We start from the raw sequence: 18558 nt of genomic DNA on the forward strand, positions 1-18558 counted from the left end.
AAGTACGGTCATCCTTGCCACGGGTAAAGTGCCTGGATGCGTGAAAGGGTTGGAGACCGATGGCGGACATCAATCTCGGCATGACCGAGCGGCTGAAGCCGATCCACGCCCGCGTCGCCGCTATGGTGCGCGACGAGATCATGCCGCTCGATCATGAGTTTTTGAGCGAGGTCGGCAAGGGCGGCGACCGCTGGGTCTATACCGCGCGGCAGACCGAAATCCTCGAAGGGTTGAAGAAAACGGCCAAGGATCGCGGCCTGTGGAATTTCTGGCTGACCGGCTCCGAGCGCGGCTATGGGCTGTCAACCGTCGAATATGCCTATCTGGCCGAGGAGATGGGCAAGGCGCATCTCGGCGCGGAGACCTTCAATTGCTCAGCGCCCGACACCGGCAATATGGAGGTGCTGGAGCGCTATGGCTCGGAGGACCACAAGCAGGCATGGCTGGCGCCGCTGCTCGAGGGGAAAATCCGCTCGGCCTATCTGATGACGGAGCCGGATGTCGCCTCCTCCGACGCCACCAACATCGCCATGCGCTGCGAAAAGCAAGGCGGCGACTATGTACTCAACGGCGAGAAATGGTGGGCGTCGGGGGCCGGGGACCCGCGCTGCGCCATCTACATTGTCATGGTTCGCACCGGCGAAGCCGAGACGCAGCACCGCCGCCATTCGATGATCCTGGTGCCGTCCGGCACCAAGGGCGTGACCAAGCTGCGGCCGATGCAGGTCTATGGCGACGACGACGCGCCGCATGGCCACATGCATCTTCGCTTCGACAATGTCAGGGTGCCGGCCGGAAACCTGATCCTCGGCGAGGGCAGGGGGTTCGAGATCGCCCAGGGGCGGCTTGGCCCCGGCCGCATCCACCATTGCATGCGCGCCATCGGCCAGGCCGAAATGGCGCTGGAGCTGCTGTGCCAGCGCTCGGTGCGCCGCGAGGCCTTCGGCCAGCCCTTGGCCAAGCTCGGCGCCAATTTCGACATCATCGCCGAATGCCGCATGGAGATCGAGATGGCGCGGCTGCTCTGCCTCAAGGCGGCGTGGATGATCGACCAAGGCGATGCGCGCGCAGCCGCGCCCTGGATCAGCCAGATCAAGGTCATCGCACCGCGCGTCGCGCTCAAGGTCACCGACGAGGCCGTGCAGATGTTCGGGGCGCAAGGCATCAGCCAGGACACGCCGCTGGCACGCTCATGGACGCATCTGCGAACCCTGCGCCTCGCCGACGGGCCGGACGCCGTGCACCGCCGGCAGGTGGCGCGTACGGAGCTCAGGAAATACACGCAGGAAAAGGTCTGAGCGGATGAAGGCCATTATCGCCCGCGATTTCGCGCCGCTCGGCCAGCTCGTCCATGCCGACAATCTGAAGGAACTGGTCGGCTGGCATCTCGCCGGCAAGGTTTGGCCGGTCATCGAAGGCACTTATCCGCTGGCCGATGCCGCCGCCGTGCTGACGCGCGTGCTTGGCCGTGGCGCATCCGGCAAGCTCATCCTCAAACGTTAAGGAGCCCCGCCATGGCGATACCTTCAGACATGAGAGCACTGCTGCTGATCGGCGACGGCTACACCAGGACGCCCTCCGGCAGCGTGCTGGAGGCGATGGAGCCGTATCTCACGCTGGGCAGCATCGGCGTGCCGACGCCCGGACCGAGCCAGGTGCTGATCAAGGTCAGCCTCGCCTCGATCAACCCGTCCGACGTCATGTTCATCAAGGGCCAGTACGGTCAGCCGCGCGCCAAGGGCCAGCCGGCCGGCTTCGAGGGTGTCGGCACGGTCGTTGCCAGCGGCGACGAGCCCTATGCGAAAAGCCTGATCGGCAAGCGCATCGCCTTCACCACCGGCGTCACCAATTGGGGCGCGTGGGCGGACTATGCAGTTGCCGAAGCTGCCGGCTGCATTCCGCTGCTCGACACGGTCCGCGACGAGGATGGCGCGGCGATGATCGTCAACCCGCTCACGGCGCTCGCCATGTTCGACATCGTCAAGCAGACGGGCGAAAAAGCCTTCATCATGACCGCCGGCGCCAGCCAGCTTTGCAAGCTGATCGCGGGTCTCGCCAAGGAGGCTGGGTTCCGGCCGATCGTCACCGTGCGCCGCGACGAGCAGATTCCGCTGTTGAAGGAGATCGGGGCTGCCCATGTGCTCAACGAGAAGGCGCCGGATTTCAAGGCAGCACTACGCGATGTGGTCAAGGCCGAGCAGCCGCGCATCTTCCTCGATGCCGTGACCGGGCCGCTGGCCTCGGCGATCTTCGACGCCATGCCGAAGCGCTCGCGCTGGATCATCTATGGACGGCTCGATCCGGACACCACTGTCATCCGTGAGCCCGGCCAGATGATCTTCCAACACAAGCACATTGAAGGCTTCTGGCTGGTCGAATGGATGCGCCAGTTCCGCGACAAGCGCGGCCCGGCGATCATGGAAGCACAGAAGCGCTTTTCGGATGGGCGCTGGTCAACCGACGTGACGGCGGTGCTACCGCTGGATGAGGCGATGGCGAAGGCCCCGGCGGAGCTGGCCAAGCCGAACGGGAAGGTGTTTATCAGGCCGTGACTTTCTACCCTCCCCCTTGTGGGGAGGGTCGACGAAGAGCAATTTTGCTCTTTCGTCGGGGTGGGGGTCTTGGCTCCTACCTCTGTTATTCGCGGGAGCGCTGGACCGACGTTAGTTGGCGCTGCACCCCCACCCCGGACCTGCGGTCCGACCCTCCCCACAAGGGGGAGGGTAAGCGGAGCTACTCCGCCGGCTCGACATTGGCGTACGCCGCTTCCTCAAGCTCCCGCTTCAGCCTCGCTTCCTCATGCGCCTTCGGCGTGACGAAGCGGCCGAGCAGGAGGTAGGCGACCGGGGTCAGGAACAGCGTCGAGACGGTGGCGAGACCCAGCCCGCCGACGATGACCCAGCCGAGCGCGATGCGCGCTTCGGCACCGGCGCCGGCGGCCAGCACCAGCGGGACCCCGCCGAGGATGGTGCAGATCATCGTCATCATCACCGGCCGCAGGCGGATGATCGAGGCCTGCTCGATCGCCTCGCGCACGCCGAGGCCGCGGTCGCGCAGCTGGTTGGCGAATTCGACGATGAGGATGCCGTTCTTGGCCATGACGCCGACCAGAAGCACGAGGCCGATCTGGCTGTAGGCATTGAGGCTGGTGCCTGACAAAAGCAGCGCAAAGATTGCGCAGGCAAGGCCAAGGGGGACCGTCGCCATGATGATGACGGCGCTGACGAAGCTTTCGAACTGGGCGGCGAGCACCAGGAGGATGATGACCAGCGCGAAGCCGAAAATGGTGATCATGGCGCTGTTGGTCTCGCCGAGCGTCGCGGCTTCGGCCAGCGGCAGGACGCGGCTGCCCGGCGGCAGCAGCGGGGCGGCGATCTGCTCGGCAACGCCGAGCGCGTCACCCAGTGCGAAATTGCCGTTCAGGTTCGAGGTGATCGCCACCGAAGGCTGCTGCTGTTCGCGGGTCAGCGACGGCGGCACGGCGCGCTCGGTCAGCGTGGCGATGGTCGACATTGGCACGAAGCGGCCGTCGGCGGTCTTCAGGAAGATGTTTTCCAGATCGGTCGGATCATTGATCGGGTTGGTGGTCGAGACCAGCTTCACGCCATAGCTGCGGTCGGCGATGTAGACATCGACGACATCGTTGCCGTCGAGCATGGCCTGCAAGGTGTTGGCGAGACCCGATATGTCGATGCCGAGATCGGAGGCGCGCTCGCGGTCGATCGCCACCGCCAGCTGCGGCTGCGTCGGGTCGATGGAAAGCCGCGGCGTCTGGAAGCGCGGATCGGCCTGCATCCGGGCGATGATCTTCACCGCCGCGTCGCCGAGCGCCTTGCGGTCGTTGCCGACCAGCGCGAATTGCAGGCCGTTGCCGGCGCCGCGAATGCCGAGGCTATTGGCCTGCACCGGGAAGATGCGCACGGATGGCACCTGCCGGGTCAGCTGGCTTATCTGCGCCATGATCTCCTGCTGGCTGCGCGTGCGCTCGTCCCACGGCGCCAGCGTCATCACCATGAAGCCGGAATTGTAGGCGCCGTTCTGGCCGGCGTTTTCGAAGGTCGAGACGATCTCGCCGGAATCGCGCAGCGGCTGGATCAGCCGCTCGATCTTCTGCATCTGCTGCGTGGTGTAATCGAGGCTGACGCCTTGCGGCGCGTTGATGCGCAACAGCACGACGGCGCGGTCCTCGCTCGGCGTCAGTTCCTGGCGGATGGTGCCGAACAGGCTGAAGGCGACGCCCGCAAACAGCACCGCAACCAGCAGCACGATCCACGGCGCGCCGAGGCAGGCATGCAAGGCGCGCTTGTAGGCCGCGTTCAGCGCGCCACCGACGCGCGCGCCAATGCCGTGACCGCCTTCATGGTGGAGCGATGCGCCGGTCAACATGCGCGAGGCCAGCATCGGGCACAGCGTCAGCGCCACCACGCAGGAGAGCAGCACCGACATGGCGAGGACGAAGCCGAATTCGCGAAACAGGCCGCCGGTCTGTCCCGGCAGGAAGGAGATCGGCACGAAAACGGCAACGAGCGTCAGCGTCGTGGCGATGACTGCGAAGAACACTTCTTGGGCGCCGAGCACGGCGGCGGCACGAGGCCCCATGCCTTCGTTGCGCCGTCGCACGATGTTTTCCAAAACGACGATGGCGTCGTCGACGACAAGGCCGGTCGCCAGCACCAGCGCCAGAAGCGTCAGAATGTTGATGGAGAAGCCTGCGAGATAGATGGCGGCGATGGTGCCGATCATGGCGACCGGCATTGACAGACCAGGGATCAGCGTCGCGCGCCAGTCGAGCAGGAAGATGTAGATGACGATCAGCACCATGGAGATCGACAGGCCGAGCGCGATCTCGACCTCGTGCACGGCGCCGTTGACGAAGACTGCGTCGTCGCTGGTGATCTTGATCGACATGCCCTTGGGCAGGTTTTCCTGCAGCTTGGCGACGGCTGCTTTCACTCCGGTGGAAATATCCAGCGTGTTCGATTCCGCCTGACGGATGATGCCAAGGCCAATGCCGGTCTTGCCGTCGGAGCGCAACGAGGTCTGGCCGATGTCGGGACCGAGCGTGACGGTGGCGACGTCGCGGATGCGCGTCGTGCCGCCGATGATGATGTTTTCGAATTCTTCCGGCGTCGTCACATCGGCCGTGGTGCGGACGATGAGATCCTGGTTGGTGGTGGTGATCGAACCGGCTGGTGAATCGAAAGCGACCGAGGCAAGCGCTGCCCTCAGATCGGCGACAGTGAAGCCGAGGCTGGCGAGCTTGTTCTGGTCGACATCGATGCGGAAGATCTTGTCGCGGTCGCCATAGACCTGAACGTCGGCGACGCCGGGCACGGCGGCCAGTTCGTCCTCGATCTGGTCCTGGACGATCACCGTCATGTCCTGCACCGACATGGTGTCGGAGGTGACGGCCAGTCGCATCACGGCATCGGAATTGGCATCGGCCTTGACGATGCGCGGCGGGTCGGCGGTCTCCGGTATCATGTTGGCGACACGGCCGACCGCGTCGCGCACGTCGGAGGCGGCGACGTTCAAATCGACGCCGTCGTTGAACTCGATGGTGACGCGGCTCTGGCCGAAGGAAGAGGTCGACGAGATCGACTTGACGCCGGAGACGCGGGCGACCGCGCCCTCGATGGTGTCGGTCAGTTCACGGTCGACGGTTTCGGCGGCGGCACCCTCGAAGGCCGTCGACACGGTGACCACGGCGCGGTCGACGTCGGGCAGTTCGCGGATTTCGACGCCATAGAAGGCGGCAAGGCCGGCCACTGCGATCAGCGTGTTCAGCACGAAGGCCATGACCGGCCTGCGGATGAAGAGAGCGGTGAAGCCGGTTTCGCTGGCGGTGCTGACAGGCGCGGTCATGAGCCTTCGGCGGCGTCCGCGGCGCGCTTGTCCTGGCCGGCGATGCGGACCGCGCCGCCTTCGCTGACGCTCTGGGTGCCTTCGGTCACCACCATGTCGCCATCCTCGATCTCGGCGTCGATCAGCACCGTCTCGGTGTTGCGCTGGATGATGCGCACGGGAACGCGCCTGGCCTTGCCGTCCTCGACCTGCCAGACATAGGCGCCGTCGGAACCCCACAGGATTGCCAGCGGGCTGACGGCCGGGTAGGTGTCGCCGGGGAAGCGCATGGTGATGCCGAACGACATGCCGGCGCGCAGCGAATCCGCTGGATTGGCGATTGCAGCCTTGACCAGCAGAGTGCGGCTCTTTTCGTCGATGTGGTTGTCGATGGCCGACACAGTGCCGGTATAGGCCTTGCTCGGATTGGCGATCGGCGTCGCCGACAGTTGCGCGCCGACCTTGACGGCGGCGGCGAAGCGCTCGGGCACCAAGAAATCGACCAGGATGGAGGAGCGGTCGTCAAGCGTGGCGATCGCCGACTGGCTGGTGACGTAATTGCCGGCCGATATCGGCAGGATGCCGACCGTGCCGGCGATAGGGGCGACGATCGAACGACGCTGCAAGGCGAGTTCGGCATCCTGCAGCGCCAGTTTGGCGCCGGCCAGCACCACTTGGGCATCGGCGACGGCGACCGGGGTCGCGGCGTTGGAGGCCCTCAATGATTTCACCCGCTCGAGCTTGTCCTGGGCATCCTGCAAGGCGAGCTTGGCACGATCCTGCGAGATCACCTCGGTCTCGGAATCGAGAACAGCGATGATCTGCCCCTTGTCGACGCGGGTACCGGACTGGACGAGGAATTCAACCAGCCGGCCGGAGCTGTACGGGTTGACCGTCACCGAGGCATTGGCGCGGCCGGTGCCGATCGCCTGCAGGCGATCGTTGATGGTGGCGGTGGCCGCAGGCAAGGCGACGACATTTGCCGGGCGGCCGGCAGCGTTGCGACCGCCTGCCTGTTTTGTCGTGTCGACCGCACCGGTTGTGGCGGGCGCCGAAGCATAGGTCCAGTCGATACCCCAGCGTGCCAGAACCTCCGGCGCGCCCGGGAAGAATCGCGCCCAGGCGAGGACAGCCGCGACCAGGATCACAAGCGCAAAAACGATCTGTTTCCAGGCGACCATCGACACTCCGGTTGGCAAAACGTCTACCGGTTTCACCAAGCAAAAAAACGCGCAGCGACGCACCCGGTATGTGCGAAGCCGCCGCAATATCATGGCTTTATGGCAATTCTGCCGCTTCCATGCACATTAAATCTGCGTAATTTTGCGCACCTGCGGCCGGGATTGAGCGTGTCAGCGCAGGCTTTCCAGGTCGCGGATGCGCTTGGCGCTGTCGGCCTCGAGCTGCCTGGTGACAGCGCCGATCAGCGTCTCGGCGACAACGAACAGAGCGGCGGAAGAGTCCCACGCCGAAGGCACGGCGGTGCGTCCTGCAATGACATGGCGGGCGAAGCGGGCGATCGGCGATAGCCACTGGTCGGTGAACAGCACGATCTGTACGCCGCGCTGATGCGCGGTCTCGGCAAAGCGTACCAGACTGTCCTGGTAGCGCCTGATGTCGAAGATCACCAGCACGTCGCGCTTGCCCATGTCAATCAGCCGGTCGCGCCAGATGCTCTCCTGACCGGCGAGGTGATAAACGTCGGGCTGGATGATGGCGAGGTGGGCGGCCATGTAGCGCGCCAACGGATCGGTGAAGCGGCCGCCGATCAGGAATGTCTTGCCGCGCCGTTCGGCGAGCCTTTCGGCGATGTCGGCAAGCTGCCTGTCGGACAGATGCCTGAAGGTCTCGCGCATATTGTCCAGCGTCGCCTCCAGCATTGGCGACACGGCACTGCTGCCCGGTGAGGCCGGATTGAGCGTGCGCGATGCCGGCGACTGCAATTGCGCCGCCAGTTCGTCCTGCAGCGCCGACTGGAATTCGGGATAGTTCTGGAACCCCAGCCTGGAGACAAAGCGCAGGATGGTCGGCGACGATACGCCGGCGGCGGTCGAGAACTCGGCGACCGTCTTCAGCCCGATCAGCGGATAGTTGGCAATCAGCGTTTGCGCGGCGCGGCGCTCGCCGGCCGGCATCGTGCCGATGCGGTCCGAAATCAGTTCGGCAATGCTGGAAATCATCGTTTTCCCCACCCCTGAGCCCGTCCAGACCGCTTCCCCGAAATCGCGTTTGACAAAGCCGGACAAACTGTATGAAATCATCCACAGGGACGCAATGACGCAAAATACGTAACATAAGATACAGCGCTCCCCAGGGGACGGCAGACTATGGAGAGAGCACGGCCCGCCAGCCTTGCATCGTCTGATACCGTAGGGGTGACGAACCCCGGCGGGTCCAGCCCTTTCGTGCTGACCTGCGACCACGCTTCCAACTTCCTGCCATCCGAATTCGGCACGCTTGGCCTGCCGGCCGAAGATCTCTCCCGCCACATCGCCTGGGACCCCGGCGCGCTGCCGGTGGCCCGCCGCATCGCGACCGCCCTCGATGCGACGCTCATCGAAACCCGCATCTCGCGCCTGATCATCGACTGCAACCGTCCGCTCGACGCACCGGACCTGGTGCCGCCGGTCAGCGAGACGACGGCCATTCCGGGCAATGCCGGCCTGTCGGACAGTGAGCGCGCCGAGCGCATCGCTTTGTCGTGGCGGCCGTTCCACGACACGATCGCATCGATCATCGACGACCGGCAGGCGCGTGGGCAGGAGACCCGGCTGGTGTCGGTGCATTCCTTCACCCCGGTCTACAAGGGCAAGAACCGGCCCTGGCATATCGGCATCATCCACGATGACGACCGCCGGCTGGCGTCGCCGCTCATAGCGGCGCTGCAGCGGCTCTCCGGCGTCAGTGTCGGCATCAACGAGCCCTATTCGCCGGCCGACCGCGTCTATTTCACTTTGGAGCGCCATGCACGCTCGCGCGGCCTTGCCTGCGCAATGATCGAAATCCGCAACGACGAGATCTCCGGCGAGACCGGGCAGCGGAAATGGGCGGATCTGCTCACAGGCATTTTTTCTGACCTGGAACCCGAGGAGGCCAAGGGTTCCCGGCGACACGCAGTGGGAAAGTCAGTTCAATCGGCCAGCTAGAAAAACAGGGGACGAAAATGGCAGGACCGGACAAATCAGACGCTGAAAGATCGGAGGATGTAAAAACCCTCCATAGCATGGGCTATGCCCAGGAGTTGGCTCGCCGCATGAGCGGCTTCTCGAACTTCGCTATTTCCTTTTCGATCATTTGCATTCTGGCGGGCGGCATCACGTCCTTCCCGCTGGCCATGGCGACCGGCAGCGGCTTCGAGGCGACTGTCGGCTGGGTCATCGGCGGCGTCTTTGCACTTGTCGTTGCCGCGTCCCTTGGCCAGATCGGCTCGGCCTATCCGACGGCCGGCGGTCTCTACCACTGGTCGTCAATTCTCGGCGGGCGCGGCTGGGGCTGGGCCACGGCCTGGATCAACTTGCTCGGCCTGGTCTTCGTCGTCGCCTCGGTCAATGTCGGCGTCTACGCGCTGTTCAAGGACCTTGTCTGGTCCGGCGTGTTCGGTAACGACGTCTCCGCGTGGGGCTATCAGGAGCAGGTGATCGGCGTTGTGATCATCACGGTCGCGCAGGCGCTGATCAACCATTTCGGTATCAGGCTCACCACCATGCTGACGGATTTCTCGGGCTACCTCATTCTGGTCGTCGCCGTCGTGTTGACCGCGATGTTCCTGATCTGGGGCGCAAGCTGGGATTTCTCGCGGCTCACCACCTTCGTCAACAACACCGGTGATCCAGGCGCAGGCTACGTTCCGACCGCACGGACGGCACTCGTCGCCTTCCTGATCGGCCTGCTCTACCCACTCTACACCATCACCGGCTTCGACGCTTCGGCCCACACGTCCGAAGAGACCCACAATGCCCGCGTGGCGGTGCCGCGCGGCATGATCCATTCGGTTCTGTGGTCGCTGGTGTTCGGCTTCGTCATGGCCGTTTCGTTCGTACTGGCCAGCCCCGATCTGGCAGCGACGGCCAAGGATGGCGCCAATGCCTGGTTCAATCTCTTCAACAATCTGCCGGCGCCATTCCTGCTGAAGAGCATCATTGCCATCGCGATCGTGCTGGCGAACTTCATCTGCGCGCTCGCCGGACTGACGTCGACCTCGCGCATGATCTTTGCCTTCGCGCGTGACGGCGGCCTGCCCGGTTCGTCGGTGTGGAAAACCGTCAGCCCGACATGGCGCACGCCCGTGGCGGCGATCTGGCTCGGAGCGGTGCTCGCAGTCGCAGCGACATTGTACTCGCCGGCTTTTGCCGCACTGGCGGCCGGCTGTGCATTGTTCCTCTACGTGTCCTACGCCATGCCCGTGGCCGCCGGCCTGCTTGCCGAGGGCAAGAGCTGGACCGAATTCGGCCCGTTCCGCCTCGGCATCTGGTCCAAGCCGTTCGCCGTCATCACGGTGCTTGGCGTTCTGGTGCTGATGTATGCCGGCATCCAGCCGCCCTTCGACATCCTGATCAACTATGCCATCGGCCTGATCGTTCTGCTGGTGGTTCTGTGGTTCGGCATCGAATCGCGCCGCTTCAAAGGCCCGCCGATCGGCGCCGACATTGCTCGCCGCGCTTCCGAGATCGCGGCCGCGGAAGCAGCCGTCGGCCAGACGGCAGGCTAACAGCAAAGACTAGATGCTCCGGCCGGCGCAAGCCGACCGGGGCAGGGCCGGCCAGCTAAGAATGCAAAGGGGACTACAATGGCAGCACCGGGTTATTCAGACACAGACAAGGCGGAAGACGTAAAGCACCTCCATTCCATGGGCTACGCCCAGGAACTTGAGCGGCGGCTAAGCCGCTTCTCCAACTTCGCCGTTTCCTTCTCCATCATCTGCATCCTGTCGGGCGGCATCAATTCGCTGGCGCAGGCAACGTCGGGCGCCGGCGGTATCGGCATCGGCATCGGCTGGCTGGTCGGCTGCTTCGTCTCGCTTACCTTCGCGGTCGCCATGTCGCAGATCAGCTCGGCCTATCCGACGGCCGGCGGCCTCTATCACTGGGGTTCGATCCTCGGCAATCGCGGCACCGGCTGGGTGACGGCCTGGCTCAACCTGCTCGGCCTGATCACCGTGCTCGGCGCCATCAATGTCGGCACCTGGACGTTCTTCATCGGCGCCTTCGGGCCGACGCTCGGCATCGAGGGTACGCTGACCAATCAGATGATCTTCCTGGTCATCATCACCGGCGCCCAAGCGCTGATCAACCATCTCGGCATCAAGCTGACTGCGAAGTTGACCGACTTTTCGGGTTACCTGATCTTCTTCGGCTCGATCCTGATTGCTGTCGTCTGCCTGTTCTCCGCCGAGACCTGGGATTTCAGCCGGCTCTTCACCTTCCACAACTACTCGGGTGAGGCCGGCGCCAGCGTCTGGCCGTCCGTCTCGAACGCCTGGGTGTTCGCTCTCGGCCTTCTGCTGCCGATCTACACCATCACCGGCTACGATGCTTCGGCACACACTTCCGAGGAAACCATCAAGGCGGCCTCATCGGTGCCGCGTGCGATGGTGATGTCGGTTATCTGGTCGGCGGTCTTCGGCTATTTGTTCCTGGCCGCCTTCGTACTGATGATCCCCAACATGGACGACGCCGCCAAGCAGGGTTGGAACGTGTTCTTCTGGGCCTTCGACCAGCGCGTCAGTCCCGGCCTCAAGGAGTTCGTCTACCTCGTCGTGTTCATCGCCCAGCTGTTGTGCGGCCTCGCAACCGTCACCTCGGCTTCGCGCATGATCTTTGCCTTCTCGCGTGACGGCGGCCTGCCGGGCTCGTCGGCACTGGCCAAGGTCAGCCCGACCTATCGCACGCCGGTGGCGGCGATCTGGACGGCGTCGGTCCTGTCGGTGCTGTTCGTCTGGGGTTCGACGCTGGTTTCGGTCGCCGGTACTTCGGCCTACACCATCGTCGTGTCCTGCACCGTCATCTTCCTGTTCCTGTCCTTCACCGTGCCGATCGTGCTCGGCATGCTGGCCTGGGGCACGCCGAAGTGGGACAAGATGGGACCGTGGAACCTGGGCCGTGGCATCTTCATGCTGTTCGGCGTTCTCTCGATCGTGTCGATGATCCTGATCTTCATCATCGGCATCCAGCCGCCGAACGACTGGGCGCTGTACATCACCGTCGGCTTCTTCATCCTGACGGCGATTATCTGGTTCGCCTTCGAGCGCAATCGCTTCCAGGGCCCGCCGCTGGGCGACATCATCGCGGCGCGTCAGGCAGCGATCAAGGCCGCCGAACAGGCGGTCGGCGAAACCGGCCACTGACGTCACCATCATGGCCATGGCCGGCGTGCAGCCGGCTATGGTTTCGTCCTCAACGACCAAGCACTGGAGTGCCAAAGGAATGGCCGGAAATTTCTCGTTCGATCAGTTGAAGAAAGCGGTCTCCAATGGCGAGATCGACACGGTGCTGGCCTGCATCGTCGACATGCAGGGGCGGCTGGCTGGAAAGCGTTTCCTGGCGCAGTACTTTGTGGATTCTGCTCATGACGAGACGCATGGCTGCAACTATCTGCTCGCCGCCGACATCGATATGGAGCCGGTGCCGGGCTACAAGGCGGCAAGCTGGTCGAAAGGCTATGGCGACTTCGTCATGAAGCCGGACCTGGCGACGCTGCGGCGCATTCCGTGGCTGGAAAAGACGGCGCTGGTGATCTGCGACGTGCTCGACCACCACACCCATGACGACCTGCCGCATTCGCCGCGCGCGATGCTGAAAAAGCAGGTCAAGCGGCTCACCGAACGCGGCTATATCGGCTACTTCGCCTCGGAGCTCGAATTCTATCTGTTCAACGAGACCTATGATTCCGCCCGCAAGAAGCACTGGCAGGGCCTCGATACCGCTTCGCCCTATATTGGCGACTACCAGATCGGCATCACCACCAAGGAAGAAGGCGTCATGCGCCGGCTTCGCAACGAGATGGAAGCGGCCGGCATTCCGATCGAGAATTCCAAGGGCGAATGGGGCCCGGGCCAGGAAGAGATCAATGTGCGCTATGCCGAAGCGCTCGACATGGCCGACCGCCACGTCATCCTGAAGAACGGCGCCAAGGAGATTGCCGAGTCCGAAGGCAAGTCGATTTCCTTCATGTCGAAATACAATTACGGGCTCGCCGGTAATTCCAGCCACATCCACAATTCGCTGTGGAGCGCCGACGGCAAGACGCCATTGTTCTTCGACAAGAAGGCGGACTGGACTTTGTCCACGCTTGGCCAGCAATGGGCGGCTGGGCAGCTCAAATACGCCAAGGAGTTTACCTGGTTCCTAGCGCCCTACATCAACTCCTACAAGCGCTTCCAGGCCGGCACCTTCGCACCGACCAAGATCATGTGGAGCGAGGACAACCGCACCGCCGGCTTCCGCCTGTGCGGCGAGGGCACCAAGGGCATCCGCATGGAATGCCGCATCGGCGGCGCCGACCTGAACCCCTATCTCGCTTTCGCAGCGCTGATCGCGGCCGGCCTTGCCGGCATCGATGAGAAGCTCGAACTGCAGAAGCCGTTCGTCGGCGATGCCTACCAGGCCTCGCGCCTGCCGGAGATCCCGAAAACGCTGCGTGACGCCACCGAGACGCTGGCCAAGTCGAAGATGCTGAAGCAGGCGCTCGGCGACGATGTGCTCGAACATTATGTCCACACCGCAAAGTGGGAGCAGTTCGAATACGACCGCCGCATTACGGATTGGGAACTGCACAGAGGGTTCGAGCGGTACTAAAACTTTATACAGCTTTAATGTTGACAATGTGGTGAAGTTAGTACCATATGGTACCTGTAAACTGCAGTGCTACATTGAGGAGTTTGCGATGTCCAAATATGCGCCGCTCAAGGATTTTCTCATTGCCCAAAATGTCGATCGCGTCCCGATGTCATTCGCCGAAATCGAGAGAGTGCTCAATCTGCCGCTGCCCGCATCGAAGCAATACCCTGCATGGTGGAGCAACAATCCGAGCAACAATCCCATGACAAGGGAGTGGCTTGAGGCTGGGTTCGAGACCGAATCCGTCAATATAGGGAGTGGGAAACTGGTATTTCGCCGCGTTCGCAAAGTGCCGATTTCGGCGCCGCCCAGTGGTAGCGTGCCTGCCGCGCCAAAGGAGGCGCGCGCGGATCGCCACCCCGGTTTTGGTTTCATGAAGGGCCTGATAACAATCGAAGCCGGATTTGATATCACCAAACCTTTCGATGACGAGCCATGGGACCGGGGCTATCTGGGCGGTGAGGCTGACGCGCGTGACGGCAAACTTGCGGTGAGTAAATGAGCGAAGGGCCAAACCTGCTTCTGGATACATGTGCGATGATCTTTGTCGCCAACGATAGTCTGATCGATCCGCACGCAAGCCGGGAGATTTCGGAAGCGGCCTATGACGGCCGTCTGTATCTTTCGCCGATGTCGGCATGGGAGATCGGAATCGGCGTAGCCAAGGGCCGGCTCAATCTGCCATTGACGCCACTCGACTTCGTGGAGCGTTTCATCGACCGAATGTCGGCAAAGCTCAGCGCTATCTCACCAGCCATTCTGATTGCGTCATCCAACCTGCCCGGTCCGCCTCATGGTGATCCCATGGATCGGATACTGATGGCAAGTGCGAGAGCGTTGGACATGGTTCTGGTGACGCGTGACGAGCCCATCCTTCGCTATGGCCGCAACGGCCATCTGCGTACGCTAGCCTGCTAAACTGGAGCATCCTTTGGAAACCGTAAAACTCAAATCGCCCATCGATGGTTCGATCTATGCCGAGCGACCGATCTCGACCGACCAGGCGATCAATGCCGCGGTCGAGCGCGCCAAAGCGGCGCAGGAGAAGTGGGCGCTGAAGCCGATCGTCGAGCGCGGCAAATTTATGCTGGCGATGCTCGAAGCGCTGGTCGCGATGACCGACGAGATCGTGCCGGAGATCGCCTGGCAGATGGGGCGACCGGTGCGCTATGGCGGCGAGTTCGGCGGCGTCAGGGAACGCACCAATTACATGGTCGAGATCGCTGAAGCCGCGCTGAAATCCGTGCCGGCATCCAACCCGAAGGACGGCTTCCGACGCTATGTGAAGAAGGATCCGCTCGGCGTCGTCATGGTGATCGCGCCGTGGAACTATCCCTATCTGACCGCCGTCAACACCATCGTGCCGGCACTGATGGCCGGCAATACTGTTATCCTCAAACATGCGGCGCAGACGCTGCTGGTCGGCGAACGGTTCCAGCAGGCGTTCGACAAGGTTGGGCTGCCCAAGGGCGTGTTCCAGAATGTCGTGCTGAACCATGCCCAGACTGAGAAGCTGCTCGGCTCGGGCAAGATCGACCATGTCAATTTCACCGGTTCGGTCGGCGGCGGCCGCGCCATCGAGAAGGCGGCGGCCGGCACCTTCATGACGCTCGGGCTCGAACTCGGCGGCAAGGATCCGGCCTATGTGCTGCCCGACGCCAAGCTCGACCATGCGGTGGCCAATCTGGTCGACGGCGCCTTCTACAATTCCGGCCAGTGCTGCTGCGGCATCGAGCGCGTCTATGTGCATGAGAAGGTCTACGACCAGTTCGTCGAAGGTTTCATCGCCGAGACGAAGAATTATGTGGTCGGCAATCCGCTGGAACAGGCGACGACAATGGGGCCGATGGCGCAGGCGCGCTTTGCCGACCTGATCCGCGAGCAGAAGGCCGAGGCGCTGCGCAAGGGTGCAATCGCACACATCAATATGAAGGTGGCTAACGACAAGGCCGGCTCGCCCTATCTGGCGCCGGAAGTGCTGACCGGCGTCGACCACCAGATGAGCGTCATGCGCGAGGAAAGTTTTGGCCCGATCGTCGGCATCATGAAAGTGCGCAACGACGAGGAGGCGATCGCGCTGATGAACGACAGCCCCTACGGGCTGACCGCTTCGATCTGGACCGGCGATATCGAGCATGCGGTGGCGATCGGCGACCGCGTCGAGACCGGCACCGTGTTCATGAACCGCTGCGACTACCTCGATCCGGCGCTGGTCTGGACCGGCGTCAAGGACACCGGCAAAGGCGTCGCCCTTTCGGCGCTCGGCTACGACAATCTGACCCGGCCGAAATCTTTCCATCTGCGCGAAGCCATCTGATTTTTTGAAAGACAAGACATGTCCAAGCTGATCTCCAAATGGAACTACCCGACCACCGTCCGCTTCGGCGCCGGGCGCATCAAGGAACTGCCTGAGGTGCTCGCTGCCACCGGCATTAAGCGGCCGCTATTCGTCACCGATCCGGGGTTGGCGAAACTGCCGGTCGTCGCTTCGACGCTGAAAATCCTCGACGACGCCAAGGTATCCTATGGCGTGTTCTCCGAGGTGAAGCCGAACCCGGTCGATTCCAACCTCACCGCCGGCATCGCCGTGTTCAAGAAGGGCAAGCATGACGGCGTCATCGCCTTCGGCGGCGGTTCAGCGCTCGATCTCGGCAAGCTGATCGCGTTCCAGGCTGGCCAGACGCGGCCGATCTGGGACTTTGAGGATGTCGGCGACTGGTGGACGCGCGCCAATTCGGATGCCATCGCGCCGATCATCGCCGTGCCGACCACTGCCGGCACAGGCTCGGAAGTCGGGCGTGCCGGCGTCATCACCAATGAGGCGACGCACACCAAGAAGGTCATCTTCCATCCGAAGCTTTTGCCGGCAATCGTTATTGCCGATCCGGAACTGTCGGTCGGCATGCCCGGCTTCATCACCGCCGGCACCGGCATGGATGCGCTGGCACATTGCCTCGAAGCCTATTGCGCGCCGGGCTATCACCCGATGGCCGACGGCATTGCCGTCGAAGGTGTGCGCCTGGTGTTCGAGAACCTGCCCAAGGCCTACGCCAACGGCAAGGACCTTGTCGCGCGCGCCCACATGATGAGTGCGGCCGCCATGGGTGCTGCCGCCTTCCAGAAGGGTCTTGGCGCCATCCACTCGCTGTCGCATCCGATCGGCGCGCTCTACGACACCCATCACGGCATGACGAATGCGGTGTTCATGCCCTATGTCTTGGCCTTCAATCGCGACTCCATCGAGGAGCGGATTGCCCGGCTCGCTGCCTATTGCGGCATCAAGGGTGGCTTCGACGGCTTTGCCAAAGCGATCATCAAGCTGCGCAAGGAATTGAAGGTGCCGCATGCGCTGCCCGATCTGATCAAGGGGCTCGACATGGACAAGAAGCGCAAGGGGCTGATCGCCGACATGGCGGTGGTCGATCCGACAGCCGGCGGCAACCCGGTCAAGCTGACCAAGAAAGCAGCGCTGACGCTGCTCGAGAACACTATCGCCGGCACTGTCTGAGGCGGTTTCTGCGCCGGACGTGATCTAAAAACGAAGGGAAAGGAAGGGCAAGGGGGCAAAAAGCAAGGCAATAAACCATTAGCCGGGAAATTAAGTCGAGGCTAATTGCTACAGCCGGTTAAAAAGAGTTAACTTTTCGTACCGCCGGGGGCCAGTTTCAAAAAGCTTTCATCTGGCTGTCATATGAAACCGATACCGCATCGCAGGCGTCCAGGACGCCAGTTCAACGGAGAGAACACATGTTCAAGTTCACAGGGAAAGTGCTTTCCCTTTCGGCCGTCGCCCTCATGGCGACCTCTGCTATCTCGTCGGCCCAGTCCATGGATGAACTGGTTGCCGCTGCGAAGAAGGAAGGCCAGCTCACGACAATCGCGCTGCCGCATGACTGGTGCGGCTACGGCGCCGTCATCGACGGCTTCAAGGCAAAGTATCCTGAGATCACCATCAACGAACTCAACCCCGATGCCGGCTCCGGCGACGAGGTCGAGGCGATCAAGGCCAACAAGGACAACAAGGGCCCGCAGGCGCCCGACGTCATCGACGTTGGCCTGTCCTTCGGCCCGACCGCCAAGGCTGACGGCCTGATCCAGCCCTACAAAGTGTCGACCTGGGACTCGATCCCCGACAGCGCCAAGGATGCCGATGGTTACTGGACCGGCGACTACTATGGCGTGCTATCCTTCCTGGTGAACAAGGACCTCGTCAAGGAAGCGCCTGCTGACTGGGCTGACCTGCTGAAGCCGGAATTCGCCAACACCGTGGCGCTTGCCGGCGACCCGCGCGCCTCGAACCAGGCCATCCAGGCCGTCTACGCGGCCGGCATTTCCGGTGGTGCGGCTGCCGGCGAAGCTGCTGGCACTGCTGGTCTCGACTTCTTCAAGAAGCTTAACGCCGCCGGCAATTTCGTGCCGGTCATCGGCAAACCGGCGACCCTGGCACAAGGCCAGACGCCGATCCTGGTGACCTGGGATTACAATGCACTTGCCGGTCGCGACACGCTGAAGGGCAATCCGCCCGTCGACGTCGTCGTGCCCAAGACCGGTGTGGTTGCCGGCGTCTATGTGCAGGCGATCAGTGCTTTCGCACCGCATCCGAACGCTGCCAAGCTCTGGCTGGAGTATCTCTACTCCGACGAAGGCCAGATCGGCTGGCTGAAGGGCTATTGCCACCCGATCCGCTTCAACGATCTTGCCAAGAACGGCAAGCTCCCGGCGGACGTGATGGCCAAGCTGCCGCCGGCCGAGGCTTACGCTGCCGCGGTGTTCCCGACGCTGGACGAGCAGGGCAAGGCAAAGGAAGCCGTCACCAAGAACTGGGATGCCGTCGTCGGCGCCAACGTCAAGTAAGGCTTGAAACCAACCGGGCGGCCTC

At 63.1% G+C, this 18558-nt stretch carries 15 protein-coding genes; 12 read left to right on the forward strand and 3 right to left on the reverse strand.

Annotated features, from left to right (window positions below; genetic code table 11):
- The first annotated feature begins 59 nt into the window (after positions 1-59).
- From NKK50_RS07470 to NKK50_RS07480, 3 genes are read left to right on the forward strand one after another with little or no spacing between them, the layout of a single operon-like run.
- Complete coding sequence (locus tag NKK50_RS07470; protein ID WP_023686451.1) at positions 60-1298, forward strand: acyl-CoA dehydrogenase family protein; 1239 nt, start codon at positions 60-62, stop codon at positions 1296-1298.
- Positions 1201-1503 carry a zinc-binding dehydrogenase gene (locus tag NKK50_RS07475; RefSeq protein WP_084558271.1) on the forward strand — a complete coding sequence of 101 codons (303 nt, stop codon included), beginning with the start codon at positions 1201-1203 and terminating at the stop codon, positions 1501-1503. The genes NKK50_RS07470 and NKK50_RS07475 overlap by 98 nt, the downstream gene beginning before the upstream one ends.
- An 11-nt stretch (positions 1504-1514) precedes the next feature.
- Entirely contained in the window at positions 1515-2552 is a 1038-nt protein-coding gene (locus tag NKK50_RS07480; RefSeq protein WP_023744172.1) for a zinc-binding dehydrogenase, read from the forward strand.
- A gap of 181 nt (positions 2553-2733) precedes the next feature.
- Here NKK50_RS07480 and NKK50_RS07485 read toward each other — a convergent pair whose 3' ends face one another.
- From NKK50_RS07485 to NKK50_RS07495, 3 genes are all read right to left on the reverse strand, one after another.
- Positions 2734-5865 carry an efflux RND transporter permease subunit gene (locus tag NKK50_RS07485; protein ID WP_023671158.1) on the reverse strand — a complete coding sequence of 1044 codons (3132 nt, stop codon included), beginning with the start codon at positions 5863-5865 and terminating at the stop codon, positions 2734-2736.
- On the reverse strand, positions 5862-7025 hold the full coding sequence (locus tag NKK50_RS07490) for an efflux RND transporter periplasmic adaptor subunit (protein ID WP_023744173.1): 1164 nt from the start codon (positions 7023-7025) through the stop codon (positions 5862-5864). Before NKK50_RS07490 ends, NKK50_RS07485 begins: the two co-directional genes overlap by 4 nt.
- A 171-nt stretch (positions 7026-7196) precedes the next feature.
- The gene (locus NKK50_RS07495; RefSeq protein WP_023686446.1) at positions 7197-8024 is read right to left on the reverse strand and encodes a MurR/RpiR family transcriptional regulator; all 828 of its coding nucleotides are present in this window, start codon (positions 8022-8024) and stop codon (positions 7197-7199) included.
- A gap of 147 nt (positions 8025-8171) precedes the next feature.
- Between NKK50_RS07495 and NKK50_RS07500 the strand changes: the two genes are divergently transcribed.
- From NKK50_RS07500 to NKK50_RS07540, 9 genes are all read left to right on the forward strand, one after another.
- Complete coding sequence (locus NKK50_RS07500) at positions 8172-8990, forward strand: N-formylglutamate amidohydrolase (protein WP_023686445.1); 819 nt, start codon at positions 8172-8174, stop codon at positions 8988-8990.
- A gap of 17 nt (positions 8991-9007) precedes the next feature.
- Positions 9008-10552: an amino acid permease gene (locus NKK50_RS07505; RefSeq protein WP_023691842.1), complete on the forward strand. Its 1545-nt coding sequence runs from the start codon at positions 9008-9010 to the stop codon at positions 10550-10552.
- Positions 10553-10630: 78 nt separating this feature from the next.
- Positions 10631-12187: an amino acid permease gene (locus tag NKK50_RS07510; RefSeq protein ID WP_023744174.1), complete on the forward strand. Its 1557-nt coding sequence runs from the start codon at positions 10631-10633 to the stop codon at positions 12185-12187.
- A 79-nt stretch (positions 12188-12266) separates the two neighbouring features.
- A complete protein-coding gene (locus NKK50_RS07515) occupies positions 12267-13637 on the forward strand; it encodes a glutamine synthetase family protein (RefSeq protein ID WP_023744175.1) in 1371 nt (456 codons plus the stop codon).
- A gap of 88 nt (positions 13638-13725) precedes the next feature.
- Positions 13726-14181 (forward strand): DUF7662 domain-containing protein, encoded by a 456-nt coding sequence (locus tag NKK50_RS07520; RefSeq protein WP_023744176.1) that lies wholly within the window; start codon positions 13726-13728, stop codon positions 14179-14181.
- Positions 14178-14597: a type II toxin-antitoxin system VapC family toxin gene (locus NKK50_RS07525; protein WP_031197611.1), complete on the forward strand. Its 420-nt coding sequence runs from the start codon at positions 14178-14180 to the stop codon at positions 14595-14597. Before NKK50_RS07520 ends, NKK50_RS07525 begins: the two co-directional genes overlap by 4 nt.
- A 13-nt stretch (positions 14598-14610) precedes the next feature.
- Entirely contained in the window at positions 14611-15996 is a 1386-nt protein-coding gene (locus tag NKK50_RS07530; RefSeq protein ID WP_352543240.1) for an aldehyde dehydrogenase family protein, read from the forward strand.
- A gap of 18 nt (positions 15997-16014) precedes the next feature.
- Complete coding sequence (locus tag NKK50_RS07535) at positions 16015-17187, forward strand: iron-containing alcohol dehydrogenase (RefSeq protein WP_023744178.1); 1173 nt, start codon at positions 16015-16017, stop codon at positions 17185-17187.
- Positions 17188-17426: 239 nt separating this feature from the next.
- Positions 17427-18533 carry an ABC transporter substrate-binding protein gene (locus tag NKK50_RS07540; protein WP_023671169.1) on the forward strand — a complete coding sequence of 369 codons (1107 nt, stop codon included), beginning with the start codon at positions 17427-17429 and terminating at the stop codon, positions 18531-18533.
- Positions 18534-18558: the final 25 nt, after the last annotated feature.

This window comes from Mesorhizobium sp. M0001 (genome assembly GCF_040324255.1).
In the GTDB taxonomy this organism is placed as follows: Bacteria; Pseudomonadota; Alphaproteobacteria; order Rhizobiales; family Rhizobiaceae; genus Mesorhizobium.

Bases quoted from the DNA above. Each gene is read 5' to 3' on its own strand.
- NKK50_RS07470 (WP_023686451.1), top strand. From the start codon at position 60: ATGGCGGACATCAATCTCGGCATGACCGAGCGGCTGAAGCCGATCCAC.
- NKK50_RS07480 (WP_023744172.1), top strand. From the start codon at position 1,515: ATGGCGATACCTTCAGACATGAGAGCACTGCTGCTGATCGGCGACGGC.
- NKK50_RS07485 (WP_023671158.1), bottom strand. From the start codon at position 5,865: ATGACCGCGCCTGTCAGCACCGCCAGCGAAACCGGCTTCACCGCTCTC.
- NKK50_RS07490 (WP_023744173.1), bottom strand. From the start codon at position 7,025: ATGGTCGCCTGGAAACAGATCGTTTTTGCGCTTGTGATCCTGGTCGCG.
- NKK50_RS07495 (WP_023686446.1), bottom strand. From the start codon at position 8,024: ATGATTTCCAGCATTGCCGAACTGATTTCGGACCGCATCGGCACGATG.
- NKK50_RS07500 (WP_023686445.1), top strand. From the start codon at position 8,172: ATGGAGAGAGCACGGCCCGCCAGCCTTGCATCGTCTGATACCGTAGGG.
- NKK50_RS07505 (WP_023691842.1), top strand. From the start codon at position 9,008: ATGGCAGGACCGGACAAATCAGACGCTGAAAGATCGGAGGATGTAAAA.
- NKK50_RS07510 (WP_023744174.1), top strand. From the start codon at position 10,631: ATGGCAGCACCGGGTTATTCAGACACAGACAAGGCGGAAGACGTAAAG.
- NKK50_RS07515 (WP_023744175.1), top strand. From the start codon at position 12,267: ATGGCCGGAAATTTCTCGTTCGATCAGTTGAAGAAAGCGGTCTCCAAT.
- NKK50_RS07520 (WP_023744176.1), top strand. From the start codon at position 13,726: ATGTCCAAATATGCGCCGCTCAAGGATTTTCTCATTGCCCAAAATGTC.
- NKK50_RS07525 (WP_031197611.1), top strand. From the start codon at position 14,178: ATGAGCGAAGGGCCAAACCTGCTTCTGGATACATGTGCGATGATCTTT.
- NKK50_RS07535 (WP_023744178.1), top strand. From the start codon at position 16,015: ATGTCCAAGCTGATCTCCAAATGGAACTACCCGACCACCGTCCGCTTC.
- NKK50_RS07540 (WP_023671169.1), top strand. From the start codon at position 17,427: ATGTTCAAGTTCACAGGGAAAGTGCTTTCCCTTTCGGCCGTCGCCCTC.